At 45.5% G+C, this 18,391-nt stretch carries 16 protein-coding genes; 8 read left to right on the top strand and 8 right to left on the bottom strand.

The genetic code is table 11. The annotated features are described in order from the left end of the window. Positions 1 to 25 precede the first annotated feature (25 nt). The 6 genes from ptsG to GZK95_RS10240 all read right to left on the bottom strand — a co-directional run bounded on the left by ptsG (position 26) and on the right by GZK95_RS10240 (position 6,701). Positions 26 to 1,492, bottom strand: coding sequence for a glucose-specific PTS transporter subunit IIBC (ptsG, locus tag GZK95_RS10265; protein ID WP_075708356.1), 1,467 nt, complete (start codon positions 1,490 to 1,492; stop codon positions 26 to 28). Between the two features lie 56 nt (positions 1,493 to 1,548). Further along, entirely contained in the window at positions 1,549 to 2,991 is a 1,443-nt protein-coding gene (gene xylB, locus GZK95_RS10260; RefSeq protein ID WP_075713216.1) for a xylulokinase, read from the bottom strand. Positions 2,992 to 2,993: 2 nt separating this feature from the next. Beyond that, entirely contained in the window at positions 2,994 to 3,506 is a 513-nt protein-coding gene (locus tag GZK95_RS10255) for a D-lyxose/D-mannose family sugar isomerase (protein ID WP_075713214.1), read from the bottom strand. After that, positions 3,500 to 4,519 (bottom strand): aldose 1-epimerase family protein, encoded by a 1,020-nt coding sequence (locus tag GZK95_RS10250; RefSeq protein WP_083626095.1) that lies wholly within the window; start codon positions 4,517 to 4,519, stop codon positions 3,500 to 3,502. The genes GZK95_RS10255 and GZK95_RS10250 overlap by 7 nt, the downstream gene beginning before the upstream one ends. A gap of 6 nt (positions 4,520 to 4,525) precedes the next feature. Continuing rightward, positions 4,526 to 5,377 (bottom strand): class II fructose-bisphosphate aldolase, encoded by an 852-nt coding sequence (locus tag GZK95_RS10245; protein ID WP_075708348.1) that lies wholly within the window; start codon positions 5,375 to 5,377, stop codon positions 4,526 to 4,528. Between the two features lie 430 nt (positions 5,378 to 5,807). Further along, positions 5,808 to 6,701 carry a LysR family transcriptional regulator gene (locus GZK95_RS10240; protein ID WP_075708346.1) on the bottom strand — a complete coding sequence of 298 codons (894 nt, stop codon included), beginning with the start codon at positions 6,699 to 6,701 and terminating at the stop codon, positions 5,808 to 5,810. Between the two features lie 174 nt (positions 6,702 to 6,875). Here GZK95_RS10240 and glaH point away from each other — a divergent pair, with 174 nt between their 5' ends. Together glaH and lhgO are read left to right on the top strand one after the other, a co-directional pair. Continuing rightward, positions 6,876 to 7,835: a glutarate dioxygenase GlaH gene (gene glaH, locus GZK95_RS10235; protein ID WP_075715727.1), complete on the top strand. Its 960-nt coding sequence runs from the start codon at positions 6,876 to 6,878 to the stop codon at positions 7,833 to 7,835. Positions 7,836 to 8,041: 206 nt separating this feature from the next. Next, entirely contained in the window at positions 8,042 to 9,292 is a 1,251-nt protein-coding gene (gene lhgO, locus GZK95_RS10230; RefSeq protein WP_075715726.1) for an L-2-hydroxyglutarate oxidase, read from the top strand. A gap of 60 nt (positions 9,293 to 9,352) precedes the next feature. Here lhgO and GZK95_RS10225 read toward each other — a convergent pair whose 3' ends face one another. Then, the gene (locus GZK95_RS10225; RefSeq protein ID WP_075708340.1) at positions 9,353 to 10,285 is read right to left on the bottom strand and encodes a LysR family transcriptional regulator; all 933 of its coding nucleotides are present in this window, start codon (positions 10,283 to 10,285) and stop codon (positions 9,353 to 9,355) included. 153 nt (positions 10,286 to 10,438) lie between these two features. Between GZK95_RS10225 and GZK95_RS10220 the strand changes: the two genes are divergently transcribed. From GZK95_RS10220 to gabT, 6 genes are all read left to right on the top strand, one after another. Further along, positions 10,439 to 11,878, top strand: a complete 1,440-nt coding sequence (locus GZK95_RS10220) for an NAD-dependent succinate-semialdehyde dehydrogenase (RefSeq protein ID WP_075715725.1) — start codon at positions 10,439 to 10,441, stop codon at positions 11,876 to 11,878. Positions 11,879 to 12,191: 313 nt separating this feature from the next. After that, the gene (locus GZK95_RS10215; protein ID WP_075715724.1) at positions 12,192 to 13,226 is read left to right on the top strand and encodes a TRAP transporter substrate-binding protein; all 1,035 of its coding nucleotides are present in this window, start codon (positions 12,192 to 12,194) and stop codon (positions 13,224 to 13,226) included. A 104-nt stretch (positions 13,227 to 13,330) separates the two neighbouring features. Continuing rightward, the gene (locus GZK95_RS10210) at positions 13,331 to 13,909 is read left to right on the top strand and encodes a TRAP transporter small permease subunit (RefSeq protein WP_075708334.1); all 579 of its coding nucleotides are present in this window, start codon (positions 13,331 to 13,333) and stop codon (positions 13,907 to 13,909) included. Beyond that, positions 13,906 to 15,228, top strand: coding sequence for a TRAP transporter large permease (locus GZK95_RS10205; RefSeq protein ID WP_075708332.1), 1,323 nt, complete (start codon positions 13,906 to 13,908; stop codon positions 15,226 to 15,228). The genes GZK95_RS10210 and GZK95_RS10205 overlap by 4 nt, the downstream gene beginning before the upstream one ends. A 1-nt stretch (position 15,229) precedes the next feature. Then, positions 15,230 to 15,667 (top strand): universal stress protein, encoded by a 438-nt coding sequence (locus GZK95_RS10200; protein ID WP_075715723.1) that lies wholly within the window; start codon positions 15,230 to 15,232, stop codon positions 15,665 to 15,667. A gap of 106 nt (positions 15,668 to 15,773) precedes the next feature. Beyond that, positions 15,774 to 17,045, top strand: coding sequence for a 4-aminobutyrate--2-oxoglutarate transaminase (gene gabT, locus GZK95_RS10195; RefSeq protein WP_075715722.1), 1,272 nt, complete (start codon positions 15,774 to 15,776; stop codon positions 17,043 to 17,045). Positions 17,046 to 17,183: 138 nt separating this feature from the next. Here the strand turns inward: gabT and GZK95_RS10190 are convergent, their stop codons facing one another. Further along, positions 17,184 to 18,368, bottom strand: coding sequence for a MalY/PatB family protein (locus tag GZK95_RS10190; RefSeq protein WP_075715721.1), 1,185 nt, complete (start codon positions 18,366 to 18,368; stop codon positions 17,184 to 17,186). Positions 18,369 to 18,391 lie beyond the last annotated feature (23 nt).

Below are 18,391 nucleotides of genomic sequence, written 5' to 3'. Positions count from 1 at the left end.
CGGTAATGAGGCGGCCAATATCGATTTATTGATTATAGAGGCTGCGTATCCGTGTTGCGATAACGTCCGATTTCGTGCCGAAAATACTCTGCACCCCGTTGTCTTTGAAGATGACGCCATGGGCACCGATGTTTTTGATCAAATCCTCTTTTACTTTAGAACGATCTTTAACGGTGATGCGCAAGCGGGTAATACACGCATCAATATTGGACATGTTCTCAATACCACCGTGAGCATCAACAATCTCTTTGCAAATTTCAGGGGTAATTTCATCGAGCTCTTTGGCGGTTGTTGCGCTGCCTTCACGCCCAGGTGTTTTGAGGTCGAACTTACGAATGGCGAATCTAAAACCAAAGTAATATAGAGGAATCATAATCAGCCCGGTAATGACCGCGTAGATCCAACCCGAACTGTGTTCGTTGAACACACCAAAGAGTAGGAAGTCGATTAACCCGCCTGAGAACGTGTGTCCAATGTGGACTTGGAGTGTTGCCATTAGCCAGAAACTCAATGCGCACATCACCACGTGAATACCGTATAGCACTGGCGCAATAAACAGAAAGGCAAACTCTAGTGGCTCAGTCACGCCGGTTAGTGCACATGTAAATGCTGCACCAAACATTAAACCACCCACATACTTCTTGTTCTCTGGTTTTGCCTCGTGGTACATCGCAAGCGCTGCTGCTGGCAAGCCGAAAATCATAAATGGGAAACGACCAGCCATAAACGCGCCCGCAGTAATATCCACACCATCTTGCAATTGGGCTAAGAAGATTGGGATGTCACCTTTGATCACTTCGCCAGCTTGCGTGGTGTAGGAGCCAAACTCCCAGTAGAAAGGTACATTCCACAAGTGGTGCAGCCCGAAAGGCACTAAAGCACGCTCAACAAAACCATACAAGAATGCGGCGGCTTCAACGTTGGAATGGCTGGCCCAAACAGACATGACTTCCAGTCCGCTTTGGATAGGTAGCCAGATAAATGGCAGCACTAAGCCCACACCAAAACCCACCACACCTGAAATGATTGGAACGAAGCGACGTCCACCAAAGAAGGCGAGGTATTGTGGTAGTTCGATGTCTTTAAAGCGGTTACACATTACCGCACCGATTACACCAGCAAGTAAGCCTCCAAACACACCAGTTTGCAGGGTAGGTATGCCGAGCACCATTGCGTATGCGCCGCCTTGTGCTGCCATTTCTGGTGTAATTCCGACTACGTTAGACATGGTAATGCACATGACCAACATCGCGATGGTGGCTGCCAATGAGGCTATCCCTTCGTTTTTACTCAATCCCATAGAGACGCCAACGGCAAAGATCAATGGAAGGTTAGCCAAAATGACGCCGCCAACGTCACGCATAGTAGCAATATCTAAGTGTGCTCCAATTGCTAGAAATAGGCCCGCTGCGGGCAATATCGCAACGGGAGTCATCAGTGCTCGACCTACCATTTGTAGGCGATCAAACGAAAGATAATTTCGTGTACTCATACCAAACTCCATGTTTAGCGTGTCTTGTCTGTAGGGTACAAAGACACCGAATTGATTTAATCGAATGTAGCTTTTATATGTTGTAATTTTGTATTGAACTTCTCCGATCTTGCTTGAAGTAGCTCTATATCTTTAGTGATAGGGGCTATCATCCTCCCCTTAGGAACGCAGTGGTCTGTCGCTTCTTTGAACGTTGCAAACTCGCCTGCGCCAACTGCGGCAGTGATCGCGGCACCTAGTGCCGGAGAACAGGTTTCCGGCATAACTTCAATGCTTTGATTTAAAGTGGTAGCAAAAATTTCAGGGCAGATACTTCGGGTGATTGGACTACCGGTTAATCTGACTCGTTGTGGACTGCCCATCATTTGCCAAAGATTTTTCATACTAAAACTCACCCCCTCGATCACACTGCGTGCAAGATCGCCGACGTCTGTTGCGGCATCTAAACTGGCAAATGCACCTCGAGCGTTAGGGCTATAGAATGGGTTACGTTCTCCTGATAAATAGGGGTAGAACAGTGGTGTTGTGACTGGATTTGCGTTTTTTAACTCGGTATTGAGCTGTTCATAGCTAAGACCAACAATGTTCTTGAGCCATTGGTAGCTTTTGGCTGCGCTGAGCATGACCCCCATTTGGTGATAGTTTCCTGTCGCATCGCAGAAGGTGTGCTGGAAGCCATCGCCTGGGTTTGGGTAGTCTGCTTTGGGTGCAAAGATGACTCCGGAAGTGCCAATAGAAGCGGTTGCCATACCCTCAGAGACCACGCCACAAGCTACGGCGCCCATCGCGTTGTCACCACCTCCGATCACCACCTTGGGCTGACAACCTAGCGAGAGCTGCTTTACTACTGAACTTGAAACCGAGCCAATCACGGTGTCGCTTGGATAAACATCGGGTAATAGTGATTGGTCTAGTTCCAATTTGTCGAGCATATGCGCTGACCAGCGTTTTTCTCGGACATTGAACAGCATTGTGCCAGATGCATCAGAATAGTCGGTCGCAACAACGCCAGTTAACCGATAGGCAATGTAATCTTTTGGCATCATAACTTTATGAATCAGCTTTGCTTTTTTTGCATGATGTTCTTTTAGCCATAAGATTTTAGAGGCGGTAAATCCAGCCATGCTTACGTTACCAGTGTGTTCAATCACAGCGTGTTCGCCAACGTGTTGATTGATGTAGTTTGACTGTTCGGCAGAGCGTCCATCACACCAAAGAATGGCAGGATAAATGGGTTCACCGAGGCTATTTATCATCACCGCGGTATGCATTTGCCCAGTTAAACCAATGGCATCAATTTGACCATAGTGATTTGAGGCAATACTGCGAATCGCATCAGCGGTGGTTTCCCACCAGTCTCGTGGGTATTGTTCAAACCATCCCTCACATGGAGAGTGGGTCGAGTAGGTGCGAGATTCGGTACAAAGCACTTTACCATGTTCAATTAGCACGGCTTTGACTGATGACGTACCGACATCAATGCCAATATATTTCCCCATAACTACCTCGTGATCTCAGGATCAGTAAAAATATCGTTTTCATCACTAGAGGTGGATGAGAACTCAGAAACAATCGCTCCCTCCGGTCCGGCTTGAAACCAGTGTTTGGTATCTTGAGCAATGGTGTATTGTTCTCCGGGGCGCAGAATGATTTGGTGAAAGGCTGAGTAGGTAGCTTCGCGACCTGCGGGTAACGTAGCACTGATAGAAGGCGTAGCATCGCCTTCTACATATAAGTAAACAATGCCTTTTCTGCAACGAAACGTTTCCATTTTCCCATCTTGACCATTGACGGGAGGATGACGATGTTCAGGGCAGGTTTGCCCAGGCGCCAAGTAAAGCTCTTTGGCGCAATAGCGATGATTGTTTTCGTAGGTGTAGAGATACAAACCTGTGGTTTCAAAATCATTGAGACCAAAGTCAGCGATCTCAATGTTTTCTGCTTCTTGGTCGGTTAAAAAGAAACCGTTGTTTTTTAGCACTTGGTGCATGTGTGTTTGTCTGTCGCTTAGCATGGTAGTTCCTCAACCTTAAACTTGAGTTTGATGGTTTTTGTTTCGAATGGCGCTAAAACAAGTCTTGAATAAGCAGGCGTAGGATCTGCTTCGCTCGCAGGGTATGCGGTGCCGCTTTCCAACCCCAAAACATAGTCGCCAGCACCAAACTGATTCCATTGCGTGATACAAGGAAGGCTTTGGTTCTCGTATTGATAACTGAACTTCAGCCCTAGCTCCGGATTGGAGATGCCAAGTTCGACCGTGGCACTCTCGTTAGCTTGGTGAAAATACACTTGCTCTTGGTATCCGCATTGCGGGGGAGATACTTGTTCAGAAGACTTTAGATTCTGCTGTGCGATGCAATCCCTAGGCACCACACTGGTCGTTGGCAGAATCATTTCACTGCAAGTATCGAGTAACGGAAAACCAAAATTCACGTGATACAACAGCTCTATTTTTTGAGGTTGGAAAGCGAGATTTGTAACCTGGTCTTCGATCTCTACCCAATCGGCGAGATGGTTAAGCGAAATGGTTCGTCGTAGTTCGATATTTTCGCCAAACATCGTTGCTTGCTTAATGGTGCCAGAGATACGCATGGTGAATACTTCACCTTGCCAAGTTTGTTCAACCGAAACATCTTTTGCGCGCGTGTTTGAGGCAAAGCCATGCAAACCTCGCTCTGATGTTGGTGGCCCAACATGGTCGAGACCACAGGTCGTTAATAAACCGCAATAAAATTGGCGTAGCCAGTTAAAGCCTTGCGAGTTATAGGACTCAGGGTTTTTAAGACCAGTTTTGGATATGGGTGAAAGAGGTATACCTTTGTAGCTCATATCAAAGATATCCATGCAGCGGTCTGGTAAGACAGTAAATCTCAGCCCGCTTGCGGTTTTCACATCACAGATCCTGACTCCGTACCCTTCACCATCATGGATAGTGCTTTGGGTAACACCAGCGACTTGGCTAATGTCACCAATGCGCTTCATGAGCTCCTTACGAGTCAAACGATCAAAATCAAAACTGGTCATCATGCATCCCTACATCTTGTTGTTTGAGCCACACATATTGATGGCGTTGACGATGGCTTTAATCATGCCTTTGTTACCCGCATTGAAGATATCCATTACCATTAGGTCATCAGGATTCTGGTTGAGGTACTCTTTCATATCGTCAAGGAATGACTTACGTAAGATGGTAGAGAAGTTGATTTTGGCAACACCCAAAGAGATTGCTTTCTTGATGTCAGCTTCAGGTACGCCAGTACCGCCGTGCATTACAATCGGTAGGCCCGTTAGTTCTGATAGGGCAGCAACACGGTCAAAATCCAGCTTAGGATCGGACTTGTAGAGGCCATGCGCAGTACCAAAAGAAGCGGCTAGGCAATCAATCCCAGTTCGCTCACAGAACTCTTTTGCTTCAGCCGGGTCGGTGAGTGTTGCAGGGCCGTTGCTCTCGCCAAATTCGGTATTACCAATGGCGCCGAGTTCACCTTCAACGGTGACGCCAACCGCATGTGCCATTTCGACTACTTGCTTAGTGATAGCCACGTTTTCTTCGAAAGGCAGTGATGAGCCGTCATACATCACAGAAGAGAAACCTAAACGCACGCATTTGGTCGCTTCTGCAAAAGATTCACCATGATCCAAATGAATCGCATAATCAATTTCGCGGTATTGATCGCCGAGAGAAATAATAGCGTCAATCAAAGGTTGACCTTTACTATAAATTACTTCTGAACCATGAAGTTGAATAATAACTGGAGATTGAGTTTGACGAGCGGATTCAAATACACAAATCGCATTTTCTAAATTGCAGGCATTAAATGCACCAACCGCATAATGTCCTTGTTTTGCTTTTTCAAGCAAAGATTTCATAGTGACTAAAGCCATGTTTAACTCCAAATGATGAGTGGTTTGTTGTTGGAGTTAATATCTAATAAATAGAGTTTAGATACTTATCAGGCAGTCACGAAAAAAACTGTTAGCGACTAACATTGTTTAAAATCAATTAGTTATAGTTAATTTTTTCTTTCTGGTGGTTCAAGGCGACTAAAAAGAGAGTCTGGCTTTCTATGTGGCTATCTCTCGATTCTCTTGGTATGAATTTAATTTAATATCATGAGGTATTTTCTATGATTGAATGGATAATATCTTGATTAATTACAGCTTTATTATAATTGAAAATATATAAATACTATTGCTGAATAGTGTTTTGATTAAATTAAAAGAGAATATGAATCATATCTGGGTTGTTTATTTTTAACGCAATGTTCTAGTACGTTAAGTAATTTAATTATTGAGTTAAAAATAGGGTTTCTAGTTACGTTGGATTCACTTTATCAACGTTGATGGTTTGCTGTAAAAAGTGAATAAACGCCTTGGCTGCGGACGATAGATAATGACTGGATTTCCACCCAATGCCTAACTTCAAAGGGATGGGCGGATCAAACGGTATCGCTTTCAATTGTGGCTCATTGGCGACCAAGACGGGTAAACAAGTGCCGATACCAATTTCTCTTTTGACCATGCTTTTTAATAATTCAGGTAAGTTGGTTTCAAAGTGGATATCGGGTTTTACCTTGTGGCTTTGGCAATAGCGATTTACCGCCTCTCGCAGAAAATAGCCGTTTTTAAACAACACCAACGGTTGTTGACAGAACTCTTCAAGGGTAACACTTTGTTGGTTAGCAAAGGGATGATGACTTGGGACACATGCTGAAATATGGTCTTGGGCCAAGAAGATTCGTCTTATTTGTTCATGTTCTCGATCTCCGCGGATCAACGCTAAATCTAATTCTCCATTAATCAGCATTTGCTCAAGAGTGGCTGTCCCCGCCTCTTGAATCTTAATTTGTATGCCGGGATAGGCTTTTTTGAACTGCTCAAGGGCGTCAGGTAGGAAATAAGAGGCGAGCATTGCCGATGCGCCAAAACTGACGACACCACTGGTTAATCCTTTTAACTCTTGCAACTCTTTTTCTGCTTGTTCGACATCTTCGAGAATGATTTTGGCATGGCGAAGCAGTACTTGCCCTTCTGCGGTTAAGCTCATTTGGCGCTCAGTACGATTGATCAGCTTGAGTCCGGTCTGTTGCTCGAGTTTCTTGATACTCGTACTTAAGGCTGATTGCGCAATCCCTAATTGATCGGCGGCTTTAGTGAAGTTTCCGGTTTGTGCAAGCTGATGAAAATATTGAAGCCGTTTAAAGTCCATTTTGCTGCCCAATCTATTTTATGTATGGAAAGTATATATACCATATATTGTTAATATAGGCTTGCGGAAGTTATAGTTTTGTTAACTAAGGCGGTGAGCGTTTAACTCAACCGCGATGACAATAAATAACGTGAAATGCAGGTTGCCTGCTCAGCCAAATAAGGAAGTTTATCCATGAATATTGCTAAGGTTTTCAATCATAACGTTGAAGAACGTTGCGGCTTTAATGTATCTGATCATCCAGAAAATGCTCGCCTACAAGTGGTGACTTTGAGCAAAGAAACCTTAGATACATTTGCCGACCTTATCCAGAATTACAGTTTGCAATCTTTGGAATATAAGCCATTTCTTCGCTTTGCTGTTGCTGATGCATTGGATAAAGCATGCGAATACCAACTGGGTAAATTTCTCGTAGAGTTGATGGAAGATCGTGAAAGAGCGGCTTTCTTACTTGAGCCTTCTGAAGAAGCGACAGAGTTTTTTGAAGATAGCGACGCGCAGCGTGACTTCTTTGTCATTCTGTCTACGGCGATTTCTCATCTTATTGGTTTGCCAAACTTTGATGCAATGTATGGCAAATATTATGCGCGTTTTACGGTAAAAAATTCTGATAATAGCGACAGCTACTTACGCCAAGCGCATCGCCGTATGGAACTACACAATGATGGTACTTACGTTGATGAGCGTACTGATTTTGTACTGATGATGAAAATGGATGAGAAAAACATGCAGATGGGCGATTCACTACTACTGCATGTGGATGATTGGCAAGATCTTGAAAAGTTTTACCATCATCCAATGGCGAAACAAAACATAGTGTGGAGTGCGCCACCAAGTAAGAATGTCGGTTATAGCATTGAGCATCCGGTATTCTTTGAAGAGGATAAAAATGGCAAACCTCATATGCTGTTTATCGACCAATTTGCTCAGCCACAAAATATGCAGCAAGGTTTGTACCTTCACCAAATGAGTGAATCGCTAGAGAGTGATAGCAACTGTTTCAATGTACGTGTGCGTATCGGTAGCATGCTGGTGGTGCAAAATCACTGCTGGCTGCACGGTCGAGACAAATTTGTTGCCCATGAAGGCTTAAAGCGTGAGCTATTGCGCCAGCGTGGTCACTTTACCCGTTAAGCATTGATGCGGTTTAAATAAAGCGTTATCTCCTTAAATTGAGGTTGCAGCCGGGTTAGCTGCAACTTCGATTTATTTGTCGAAATGGAATCATTGTTTTTGTGCGATACCCAAGAGACTTCTCATCCCTGCATCGATAGTGTGGTAATAATCTCCACGAGGTTTCTTGGTTATAACTAAAATAAAGAGAGTGAAGGAGTACCAAAGTGAGCAAAATGTATGATTACGTCGTGGTCGGTGGCGGCATTGTCGGCGTCTCAACGGCATGGCAGCTGCAAAGCCGCTTTCCTGAGAAATCGATTTTATTGATAGAGAAAGAGTCGGGCTTTTCTTGCCATCAAACGGGCCATAATAGTGGCGTGATTCATGCGGGTGTTTACTATGCGCCCGGCAGTCTTAAAGCTGAATTTTGTAAAGCTGGGGTGGAGGCAACCACGGCCTTTTGCGCCAAGCATGATATTCCAGTAGAAAACTGCGGCAAGTTACTCGTCGCCACCTCAGAGCTTGAAGTTGAGCGGATGCAGGCGTTGTTTGAGCGTTGTCATCAAAATGGCTTAGACGTCGAGCTGTTGGATCAGCAACAGCTTAAAGCGCGTGAACCGAATATCGTCGGTTTGGGGGCCATTTTTGTTTCGACCACCAGTATCGTTAATTATCGCCAAGTGACGGAAAAAATGGCGCAAGAGTTTGTCAATGCAGGTGGTGTGATATCACTAGAAACGGAAGTGACAGGCTTGAGCGAGCAACCGGACAAAGTGGTTATCTCGACCTTGTCTCAAGGGGTTGCTAAAACGTTTTATAGCCAGTTTATCGTGGTCTGTTCCGGTTTAATGGCAGATCGTATGACGCGCTTGATGGGCATTGAAACCGACTTTCAAATCATCCCATATCGCGGTGAATACTATCGTTTACCCGCCAAATACAATGACATTGTTAACCACTTAATTTATCCCATCCCAGATCCTGATTTACCATTTCTAGGCGTGCACCTAACGCGAATGATTGATGGCTCAGTGACGGTGGGTCCCAACGCTGTGCAAGGTTGGAAACGAGAGGGCTATGGAAAGATCAATTTCAGCTTGCGTGATGTGATGGAGATGTTTAGTTTTGCCGGCTTTTGGAAGGTATCCGCTAAGCATCTAAAAACTGGTTTGATAGAAACCAAAAACTCTTGGTGGAAGCCTGGCTACCTCAAGTTGGTTAATAAGTATTGCCCGAAAATCAAAGTTGAGGACCTAGAGCCGTATCCGGCAGGTATTCGTGCCCAAGCGGTATTGAGCGACGGGACTTTGGTTCACGATTTCCTTTTCGCAGAAAGCGCGCGCAGTTTGCATGTGTGCAATGCCCCATCGCCAGCGGCAACCTCAGCGATTCCAATTGGCGGTTATATTTGCGATAAAATTATGCAAAAACAAGGCATTGAACATCCGCAAACCTCTTCTGCGCAAGTGGCTTAAACTGACTGTGTCCCCATTAAACCTGAAGCATCAAAGCTTCAGGTTTTTTTCGCTTAATGGTTACTCATGTAACTCTCGATAGAAATCACGCATGGTTTTAACAAATAGTGAGCGAACCTTGTTGATTGAGTTGGTTTTCTTGGTGATTGCCATGATCTCAAGATAGTAGTAGCGCTCCTTTGGGGCGATAGGTACTAACTGCCCCGAATCAACGTACGGCTTGGCGTAGTTTTCCGGCAGGTAACCAATGAACCTAGAAGAAAGCACCAATGCCATCCGTGATTCGTAGTTATAGGCGGTGGCCTTCAAGTTCATTTTCGCCAAGTGTGAATTGAGCCGCTCTTGCGTTTTAATTCCCGCATAAGCGACGGGAAATCCATTGATCACCTCATCAGAGAGCTCATTTTTATCGAGCTTAGCCAAAGGGTTATCTTTACTGGCGTACAGATAACAGATGTCGGTATAGATATGCTCATACTCCAAGCCATCTAATTCGCGATGAAAGGGGATAAAGCCAATATCGGCTTCTTCTTGCAGCACTTTACGCTCAATTTCAGTCATGCGGGCGACTTCGGCCGTAAGGTACACTTCTTTGGCTATTTTGGCGAACTTACGAATGACTTCGGGCATTTTTGCCCGAGTATCTAAGCTAATGTTGTCGCTAAATAGAACCGTTAAACTGCCGGAAGGTTGAATATCTAAATGGTTAATTGTATTTCGAAAATCATCAAGCTCTCCGAGTAGTTTGACCGTCGCTTCATACACCACTGTGCCTTCTTCAGTGAGTGCAAATCCTGAGCGTCCCCGGCGACACAAGATAAGGTTTAAGCGCGATTCAAGGTTAGAAATATGAATACTGATGGTCGAACGACTGACGTTTAGCTCTGTTTCTGCTGCAGAAAAGCCTCCACAGTCAGCTACCACTTTAAAAATTTTCAATTGTTTGATTTCATAGTCACCAATGTGACCGATGGGCACAGGATTTTTAGTCATTGTTTTAGATCCGTAAAACTTTATGTTTATCGAGGAACATTTATGTTCCCTAATCGCTTGTTATAATTTTGTTACGTTCTGGCGTAATTATGCGCGATTCGTTTTTTTAAATCTTTGACATTGTTAATAGTTATAACAGTAGGAATGGAATTAATGGCAGATTTGGTCTTATCCCGTGGTTTTATCAATGGGGAGTGGGTTGAAGCCCAAGATGGCAAGCAAGTTGATGTTGTGAACCCATCCACTGGTGAGCTTATTACCACTGTGCCTGATATGGGCAAAGAAGAGTCAGAAGCAGCAGTGAGTGCGGCTCACACTGCATTTCAAGAGTGGCGCTCAACGACGGCGAAATATCGCGCGGGGTTGTTGAGAAAGTGGTTTGACTTAATTGTAGAAAATGCCGATACGTTAGCTAAGTTGCTGACCACAGAGCAAGGAAAACCCTATAAAGAAGCCTATGGCGAGGTGCTTTACGGTGCGTCGTTTATTGAATGGTTTGCCGAAGAAGCAAAGCGTATTTATGGCGACGTTATTCCGGCGGCAAATCCTAATAACCGTTATATGACCATTAAGCAGCCAATCGGCGTTGTTGCCGCGATCACGCCATGGAACTTTCCTGTCGCGATGATCACTCGCAAGGTTGGCCCTGCGCTCGCAGCAGGTTGTACTGTGGTGATTAAGCCCGGTGAAGATACTCCGTTATGCGCGCTGGCAATGGTGAAACTTGCGCAACAAGCGGGTATTCCCAAAGGTGTGGTCAATGTTGTTACCACGTCTCGACCTGCGGTAGTGGGGGATGTGCTGTGTCGCCACCCTTTGGTGCGCAAAGTCTCATTCACAGGTTCAACGCCTGTCGGGAAACTGATTCTGCGTCAAGCAGCAGATACAGTGAAAAAAGTTTCGCTTGAGTTGGGCGGTAACGCGCCATTTATCGTGTTTGATGATGCCGATATTGATAAGGCAGTATTGGGTGCGGTGATCTCCAAATATCGTAATGCTGGTCAAACTTGTGTTTGTACCAACCGTTTGTATATCCATGATGCGGTTTATGATGAGTTTCTCGCTAAATACACCCATGCGGTCAAAGCGCTAGTGGTTGGCGACGGTTTGGTGGAAGGGACAGAAATTGGTCCTTTAATTAACCGCAAAGCGCACGAAAAAGTGGCCGCTTTGGTGCAAAGAGCGATTGAACAAGGTGCGACGCTAACGCTTGGTGGGGCGGGGCATGAGTTTGGCGAGCAATTTTATCAACCGACCATCTTAACGGATGTGACAGAAGAGATGGAGATAGCTCATCAAGAGTTGTTTGGTCCGGTCTCGACTATTTTCCGCTTCAATGATGAAAAAGATGTGGTACGCCGAGCTAACGATACCCCTTATGGCTTAGCGGCATACTTCTATACTCAAGATCATGCGCGCGTTTGGCGTATGAGTGAGGCGCTTGAATACGGCATTCTTGGCATTAATGAGGGCATTATTTCAACCGAAGTGGCTCCGTTTGGTGGCGTGAAAGAGTCGGGCAGTGGCCGAGAAGGTTCGAAATACGGCATTGATGACTACCTAGAGATCAAATATTTGTGTCACGGTATTTGATGGATTAACAGATTTCCCTTTCTTAGTTTTGACATGTTTTCCCTAAATAGTCCCCTTCCAGACATTGGGGCAAAATGTTTTGGCAGCACTTAAAGTGCTGCTTTTTTTTATCTGTACTACAGCACTAAGCCAGAGGTTACGGGAACTCACGCAATGGTTTGATGGTGATAAAACTTTAGGTGGAGAAATATGAATTTAAAGAATGTAAACAGAATGTAATTATAAGTAACACAGTGACAACTAAGGATTAATAGGTCACGACAAGCTGTTACTGGCCGAGCCAGAGCAAACAGAATAATCAAGGAGAAAGTCGATGTTTAAAACCTTAAGTAAACTGAACAAAAGAAGCTTAACTAAAAAAGTGGCGGCTTGCGCGATTGCTATCTCAAGCTCTTTTTTAACCGTTTCTCAAGCTTTCGCCGCGGAGCACAACTGGCGCTTTGTAAACCTTTACCCGCGTGGCACAGCCTATGGTGAAGTGTATAAGGGCTTTGCTGAGAATATTGAAGCAATGTCAAACGGTCGCATCTCGGTTCAAGTTATGTACTCAGGGGAAGGCGTAGGTCAAACCGGTGTTCTCGGCTCGGTAAAATCAGGTCTTATCACTATGGGAGCACCTTTCCAACCTATGCACGCAGGTGAGTTTCCTGCGGGTGTGGTAGAAGTGGGCTTACCGGGCATGACTGATGATGTTGGTGAGCTAAGTGCATTGTTCCATGAAAAAGGTTGGGGCGAAGTACTTGAAGAAGCGTATGACAAGCAGAATCTGGTTTGGTTAGAACCGTATATCCAGCTTCCAGTTTATGTACTGACCAAAGAGCCGATTAACTCAATTGAAGACTTCCAAGGGTTGAAAATCCGCGCTCCTGGTGCCTATGGTAAGTTCTTGCGTAACTTAGGCGCTTCTCCTGCATCACTCTCCTACAGTGAAATCTACACCAGCCTTGCGACAGGAGTTATCGATGGCTCTATCGGTAGCAACATCATTGACCACCGCGATGGTAACCATGTCGAAGTGGCTAAATATATGTACCGCCTACCAATTGCAGGTGCACAGACGTTGCCAATCGTGGTTAACAAGAGTGCATGGAACAAATTACCTGATGACTTGAAAGCGATTGTTCGTGCGGCAAGTGCCGTTCACGCTCGTGAGCAGATGACGAAGTCACGTCTTTGGGAATCTCAAGCGATCGCCGATATGCAAGCAAAAGGCATGAAGTGGAGCCCAGAGCCAAGTACAGCAGATACGGCTAAATGGAATGAGGCAGCCGGTTCACTTTGGACTGAGTACGCAGATTCAGACAAGTACAGTCAACGCTTAATCAAAATCGTGCAAGACACACAATAACAATCAAAAGGTGATTTGAAGCCCATTGTACCCTCAGGTTGAATCACCGACTAAAAGGGGGCGAGTTGCCCCTTTCTCTTTTTATGCTGTTAGGGATGAAGTTTATGTTGAGTACGGTGTTAGCAACATATTGTCGCGGCGTGAATCAGGTGATTTATTGGATCGGTGTTTCAGCATCACTCTTAATGCCAATCTTAGCGGTTACCGTCGCCTTTGAAGTCTTCTCTCGTTATGTGCTTGGTGCTCCAACTATCTGGGCGTATGACGTTTCACTTTTCTTGTTTGGTTATATCGCTGCCTTGGGTGGTGCGCTGGCTCAACAAAAGAAAGCGCACATTAACGTCGATGTACTCTATCTATCAGTTTCGATGCGAGTACGTTCACTGTTTAATCTTTTTTCATACTCTCTCGCGATCTTCTTTCTTGCAGTGGTGCTGATGATGGCACTGGGTAAGTTTGAAGAGGCTGTGGAGTTTAATTACCGCCGCCAGTCAGAGTGGGCTCCATCGATGGCGCATTTCTGGGTGATGATGGTGGTCGCTTGTGGGGCGTTCATTGTTCAGTTCACTAGCGACATTGTACAAGATCTCTACTACTTGCTTACTGGGAAATCGCTGATTGAGCAGACACCAGAAGAGAGCGAGGAGAGTGAAACCTTGGTTGAGCAGGCGGGGGATTTATGAGTATCGAAGTATTGACGTTGTTACTGATCGGCTGTGTTCTTGCTAGTTTCGCTTTAGGTGCGCCTGTGGGTCTAGCGCTTGGTGGCATCGCGATGGGGATGGGTTACCTTACTTGGGGGGAGGGTATTTTTAACCTTGTCCCCACGACCATCGAAAGTAATTTCTTTAGTTTTATCCTGCTTGCCATTCCGCTGTATATCTATATGGGGCAGTTGTTGACTCGCTCAGGCATTGGTGACGCAATGTTTAATGCTAGTCAAATGGTGATCGGGCGTATCCGTGGTTCCTTGGCGGTGAGTGTTATTGGTGTTTGCTCAATGATTGGCGCCATGGTTGGCATTATCGGTGCAGGTATCATGACGTCAGGCAGTATCGCACTTAAGCCGATGTTAGAGCGCGGGTACGATAAACGTTTGGCACTGGGCGTGATTATGGCGGGTGGCGGATTGGGTATCTTAATTCCGCCTAGTATTCCGATGATCATGTACGCGGCGACTACGCAAAACTCGGTGGGGCGTATGTTCCTTGCGGCGATTATCCCTGCACTGATCTCAATCATCTTGTTGATGGCTTACGTTGTGATCAGCTGTAAGCTTAATCCCAAGAAAGCGCCACTGGGTACGGGCAGCGAAAGCCAAATGAGTGGTAAGGAAAAGTTTACCACTGCTCGTGATGGCCTGTTCTCACTCTTACTTATCGTAGCGGTGTTGGGCAGTATTATCACCGGCATTGCCACGCCAACTGAGTCTGGGGCGATAGGGGTTGTCGGGGCGATTATTCTTGCCATCGTTTTCAAACGTTTCCGCTTTGAAATGTTCAAATCTTCCGGTTTTGAAACCGCCATGCTCGTTAGTGTTTCGATGTGGATCATTCTCGGTGCGTCTCTATTTAGCAATTTCCACATGTTAAGTGGTGTGCAAAATATGGTGGCGCAAATCACTCAGGACCTTGGGTTGCCTCCGCTAGGTGTGATTATTTTGATGCAAGTGATCATGCTGTTACTCGGCTTTATTATCGATGAACTCATTATCGTTTTAATGTGCGCACCACTGTTTACACCTATTGTCGTCTCACTCGGTTATGACCCAATTTGGTTTGGCATTCTGATGATTTTGAACATTGAAATTGCAGTGCAAACGCCACCGTATGGTTTCGCACTTTTCTACCTGAAAGGTATTGCCCCACCAGGGGTCAGTATGATGGATATTTATCGTTCAATATTGCCATTTATCGCCCTCAAGTTATGTGTGCTCATTCTCTGCATGATGTTCCCTGAGGTCGTGATGTGGTTACCAAATAAAGTGATGGGAGTGAACTGATATGAGCCTTAAGCGAATCTTGATGCCAGTAGACCTTGCTTACCCAGATGTGGTGAAAAAGGAGGTGGATATGGCACTTAAGTTAATTGATGAGCAGGGCGTTATTGACATGCTGTATGTCGATGAAGCGCGAGTTCATCGCAGTATGGTTCCCACCGCTTCAGGCAGTGCTTTTTCTGCGCAACACCAAAATGCATTTGATAGTGTGCACACCATGCTTGAGATGTATGTGCCCAAAGCACATCGAGGCAAGGCGATTGTGCGTAATGGGGTCGTATTTGATGAAGTTGTCTTGCAAGCCAAACGCTCACAGGTGGATGCGATTGTTATGGCTTCGGCAAAGCCCAAGTTTCGTTCCTATTTTCTCGGTTCAAATGCCGCCAAGATTGTTCGTCACTCCCACTGTTCAGTGTTCGTGGTGAAAGATGATCCGGCATAGCTAATCTTCGCGCCAGTTTGGCGCACATAAAAATAACTACAAACAAAGTCGCCACAAAAGGAGTAATTCCTGGCGGAGGTACACTCACAAACTCAAGGAATAGACAATGACCAACCAACAACTGCACCAGAGAAGAAATCAGGTATTTTCCAACGGTATGGGGGCGCTGTACCCACTGTATGTTGCTAAAGCTGAAAATGCTTTGATATGGGATGTGGAAGGCAATAAATACATCGACTTTGCCGCAGGTATTGCAGTCAACAACACCGGTCACTCCAATAAACGGATTACGGAAGCAGTCAAAGCTCAGTTGGACAATTTTTCGCACACATGTGCGTTGGTGACCCCCTACGAATCATTTGTTGAACTGGCGGAGAAGTTAACGCAAGTCGCCCCGGGAACGACACCTAAGAAAGTCGCCTTCTTAACCACAGGGGCAGAAGCGGTTGAGAATGCCGTTAAGGTTGCTCGCGCACATACGGGACGAAGTGGTGTGATTGCGTTTAAGGGGGCTTTCCACGGACGGACAAATTTGACCATGGCATTAACGGGTAAAGTGACCCCTTATAAAGCCAGTTTTGGTCCATTTCCGGGTGAAGTGTTCCACGCTCCTTATCCGAATGAGTTTCATGGGGTAACGGTTGAGCAAAGCCTGCAAGCATTGGAAGATCTGTTTACTTGCGATATTGAAGCATCACGTGTTGCCGCGATTATTTTTGAACCAGTGCAAGGGGAAGGCGGTTTCTATCAAGCCCCTGCGGTGTTTGCTCAGGCTCTGCGTCAGATCTGCGATAAGCACGGTATCATGTTGATTGCTGATGAAATTCAAGCGGGCTTTGCACGTACCGGTAAGATGTTTGCCACTGAGAACTTAGGGATTGAGCCCGATATGATGACGCTCGCCAAGGGCATTGCTGGTGGTTTTCCTATTTCAGCTGTAGTCGGGAAAGCAGACGTGATGGACTCAGCACCGGCAGGCGGTCTTGGCGGGACATATGCAGGTTCACCACTGGGCTGTGTTGCGGGTTTGGAGGTACTGAAAATCATCGAAGAGGAAGATCTGTGCGCCAAAGCGATGGGCATCGGTGAAGTGGTGAACAGCCGAATGACCAAACTACAACAGACTGTGTCACAAATTGCTCAAGTGCGCACTCATGGTGCAATGATGGCGATTGAGTTTGCGGATCCGCACTCGGGTCAACCATTGCAAGATTTAACCAAGGCCATTATTGGTAAAGCACAAGAAAATGGGGTGATCTTGCTGTCATGTGGGGTGAAAGGTAACGTAATTCGCCTTCTTCCACCATTGACCATTGAATCAGAAATTCTAAATGAAGGTCTGGATAAACTCGAGAAGATCATTAAAGAACTGGTTTAGCGTTTAACCCATTTATCTTTCGTTTGCAGGGGCTTGTATTCAACAAGCCCTTTTTATGTCTGCAATTATTCTTTGGATAAATCAGCCGATAAGCAACGGACTATCTGTCAACTCGCGTTGCTTTGGCTCTGTAGAAGTCTAACGCAATGAGTGAATCGCGTTAATCAAGCCTTCAATTCCTTTCTCTACCTTATCTCTTTGGCATCCGACATTAAAACGTAGATGATTTTCACCCAAAGGGCCGTAAGCATCTCCCCGCATAATCGCGATTTTTTGCTCATGGATGAGGGCGTGTTGCAGTTTATCCATATCAATATTGAGCGCAGAGAGGTCAAGCCACGCTAGGTAAGTCCCTTGTGGTGGATGCAAATTAAGTTGTGGAAACTCCTGATTGAGTCGCTCTGTTACCCAAAGTAAGTTGCCATGCAGATACTCTTTGAGGGCATGTAACCATGTAGCTCCTTCGCGATAAGCCGCCATTGTGGCAATCACACCGAGAATGGCTGGCGAAGATAAACCCTCCGTTTGTTTAACAACATTTAGATACGCTTGCTTGGTTTCTTCACAAGCGATAGCAGCGTACGCACCAGTTAGGGCAGGGATATTAAATGACTTTGATGCTGAACTGACCAGCGCCCATTGATCGTTTTGAGCCACCTTACTCCACGGAGTATAGGGGGCGAAACAGATATCCATATGGATATCGTCGCTAATGACTTTAAGGTTGTGGCGCTGCGCAATGTGGGCAATTTTGCTGAGTTCTTGATGGTTCCAGACTTTACCTGTGGGGTTGTGTGGGTTGCAGAGCAGCAAAATGGTACAACGAGGATCAGAAGCTTGCTGATCCAATTTATGCCAATCAACCTGATAGCTCGATGATTGCTCGTCCCTTTGACATGTTAATGGGCAAGGGACGGCTCTGCGCTGACTGGTTTCTATCAAAGGTCTGAAAGCGTCATATGCTGGGTCAAAAAACAGCACACTGTCATTTGGTTTTGACCATAATTGGATCAATTTTGCGATGATGTAGATGACAGAAGGACCATAGACCAAGCTGTCTTGATCAATTTGAGCTTGGTACTGGCTTTCGAACCAGTGACAGATAGCTTGTTTAAAATCAGAGTGATTCCAGCGACTATAGCCAAAGATGCCATGATCTAGGCGATGTTGAAGGGCTTTGATGATACAAGGCGCAGCAGCAAAATCCATGTCAGAGATGGTAAAAGGCAGTAGGTCAGAACAGCCAAAACGATCGCCAACATAATCCCATTGAGTTGAGTAGCTATTTAATCGTTGGGTCGGTGTGGAAAAGTCAAATTGCATGGCATGGATACCTGAACAAGATC

The sequence above is a fragment of the Vibrio panuliri genome, assembly GCF_009938205.1.
GTDB classification, from domain to species: Bacteria; Pseudomonadota; Gammaproteobacteria; order Enterobacterales; family Vibrionaceae; genus Vibrio; species Vibrio panuliri.
The sequence above is the reverse complement of the archived record's forward strand: the minus strand, read 5'-3'. Positions and strand labels throughout refer to the sequence as shown.

Bases quoted from the DNA above. Each gene is read 5' to 3' on its own strand.
- ptsG (WP_075708356.1), bottom strand. From the start codon at position 1,492: ATGAGTACACGAAATTATCTTTCGTTTGATCGCCTACAAATGGTAGGT.
- xylB (WP_075713216.1), bottom strand. From the start codon at position 2,991: ATGGGGAAATATATTGGCATTGATGTCGGTACGTCATCAGTCAAAGCC.
- GZK95_RS10255 (WP_075713214.1), bottom strand. From the start codon at position 3,506: ATGCTAAGCGACAGACAAACACACATGCACCAAGTGCTAAAAAACAAC.
- GZK95_RS10250 (WP_083626095.1), bottom strand. From the start codon at position 4,519: ATGATGACCAGTTTTGATTTTGATCGTTTGACTCGTAAGGAGCTCATG.
- GZK95_RS10245 (WP_075708348.1), bottom strand. From the start codon at position 5,377: ATGGCTTTAGTCACTATGAAATCTTTGCTTGAAAAAGCAAAACAAGGA.
- GZK95_RS10240 (WP_075708346.1), bottom strand. From the start codon at position 6,701: ATGGACTTTAAACGGCTTCAATATTTTCATCAGCTTGCACAAACCGGA.
- glaH (WP_075715727.1), top strand. From the start codon at position 6,876: ATGAATATTGCTAAGGTTTTCAATCATAACGTTGAAGAACGTTGCGGC.
- GZK95_RS10225 (WP_075708340.1), bottom strand. From the start codon at position 10,285: ATGACTAAAAATCCTGTGCCCATCGGTCACATTGGTGACTATGAAATC.
- GZK95_RS10220 (WP_075715725.1), top strand. From the start codon at position 10,439: ATGGCAGATTTGGTCTTATCCCGTGGTTTTATCAATGGGGAGTGGGTT.
- GZK95_RS10215 (WP_075715724.1), top strand. From the start codon at position 12,192: ATGTTTAAAACCTTAAGTAAACTGAACAAAAGAAGCTTAACTAAAAAA.
- GZK95_RS10210 (WP_075708334.1), top strand. From the start codon at position 13,331: ATGTTGAGTACGGTGTTAGCAACATATTGTCGCGGCGTGAATCAGGTG.
- GZK95_RS10205 (WP_075708332.1), top strand. From the start codon at position 13,906: ATGAGTATCGAAGTATTGACGTTGTTACTGATCGGCTGTGTTCTTGCT.
- GZK95_RS10200 (WP_075715723.1), top strand. From the start codon at position 15,230: ATGAGCCTTAAGCGAATCTTGATGCCAGTAGACCTTGCTTACCCAGAT.
- gabT (WP_075715722.1), top strand. From the start codon at position 15,774: ATGACCAACCAACAACTGCACCAGAGAAGAAATCAGGTATTTTCCAAC.
- GZK95_RS10190 (WP_075715721.1), bottom strand. From the start codon at position 18,368: ATGCAATTTGACTTTTCCACACCGACCCAACGATTAAATAGCTACTCA.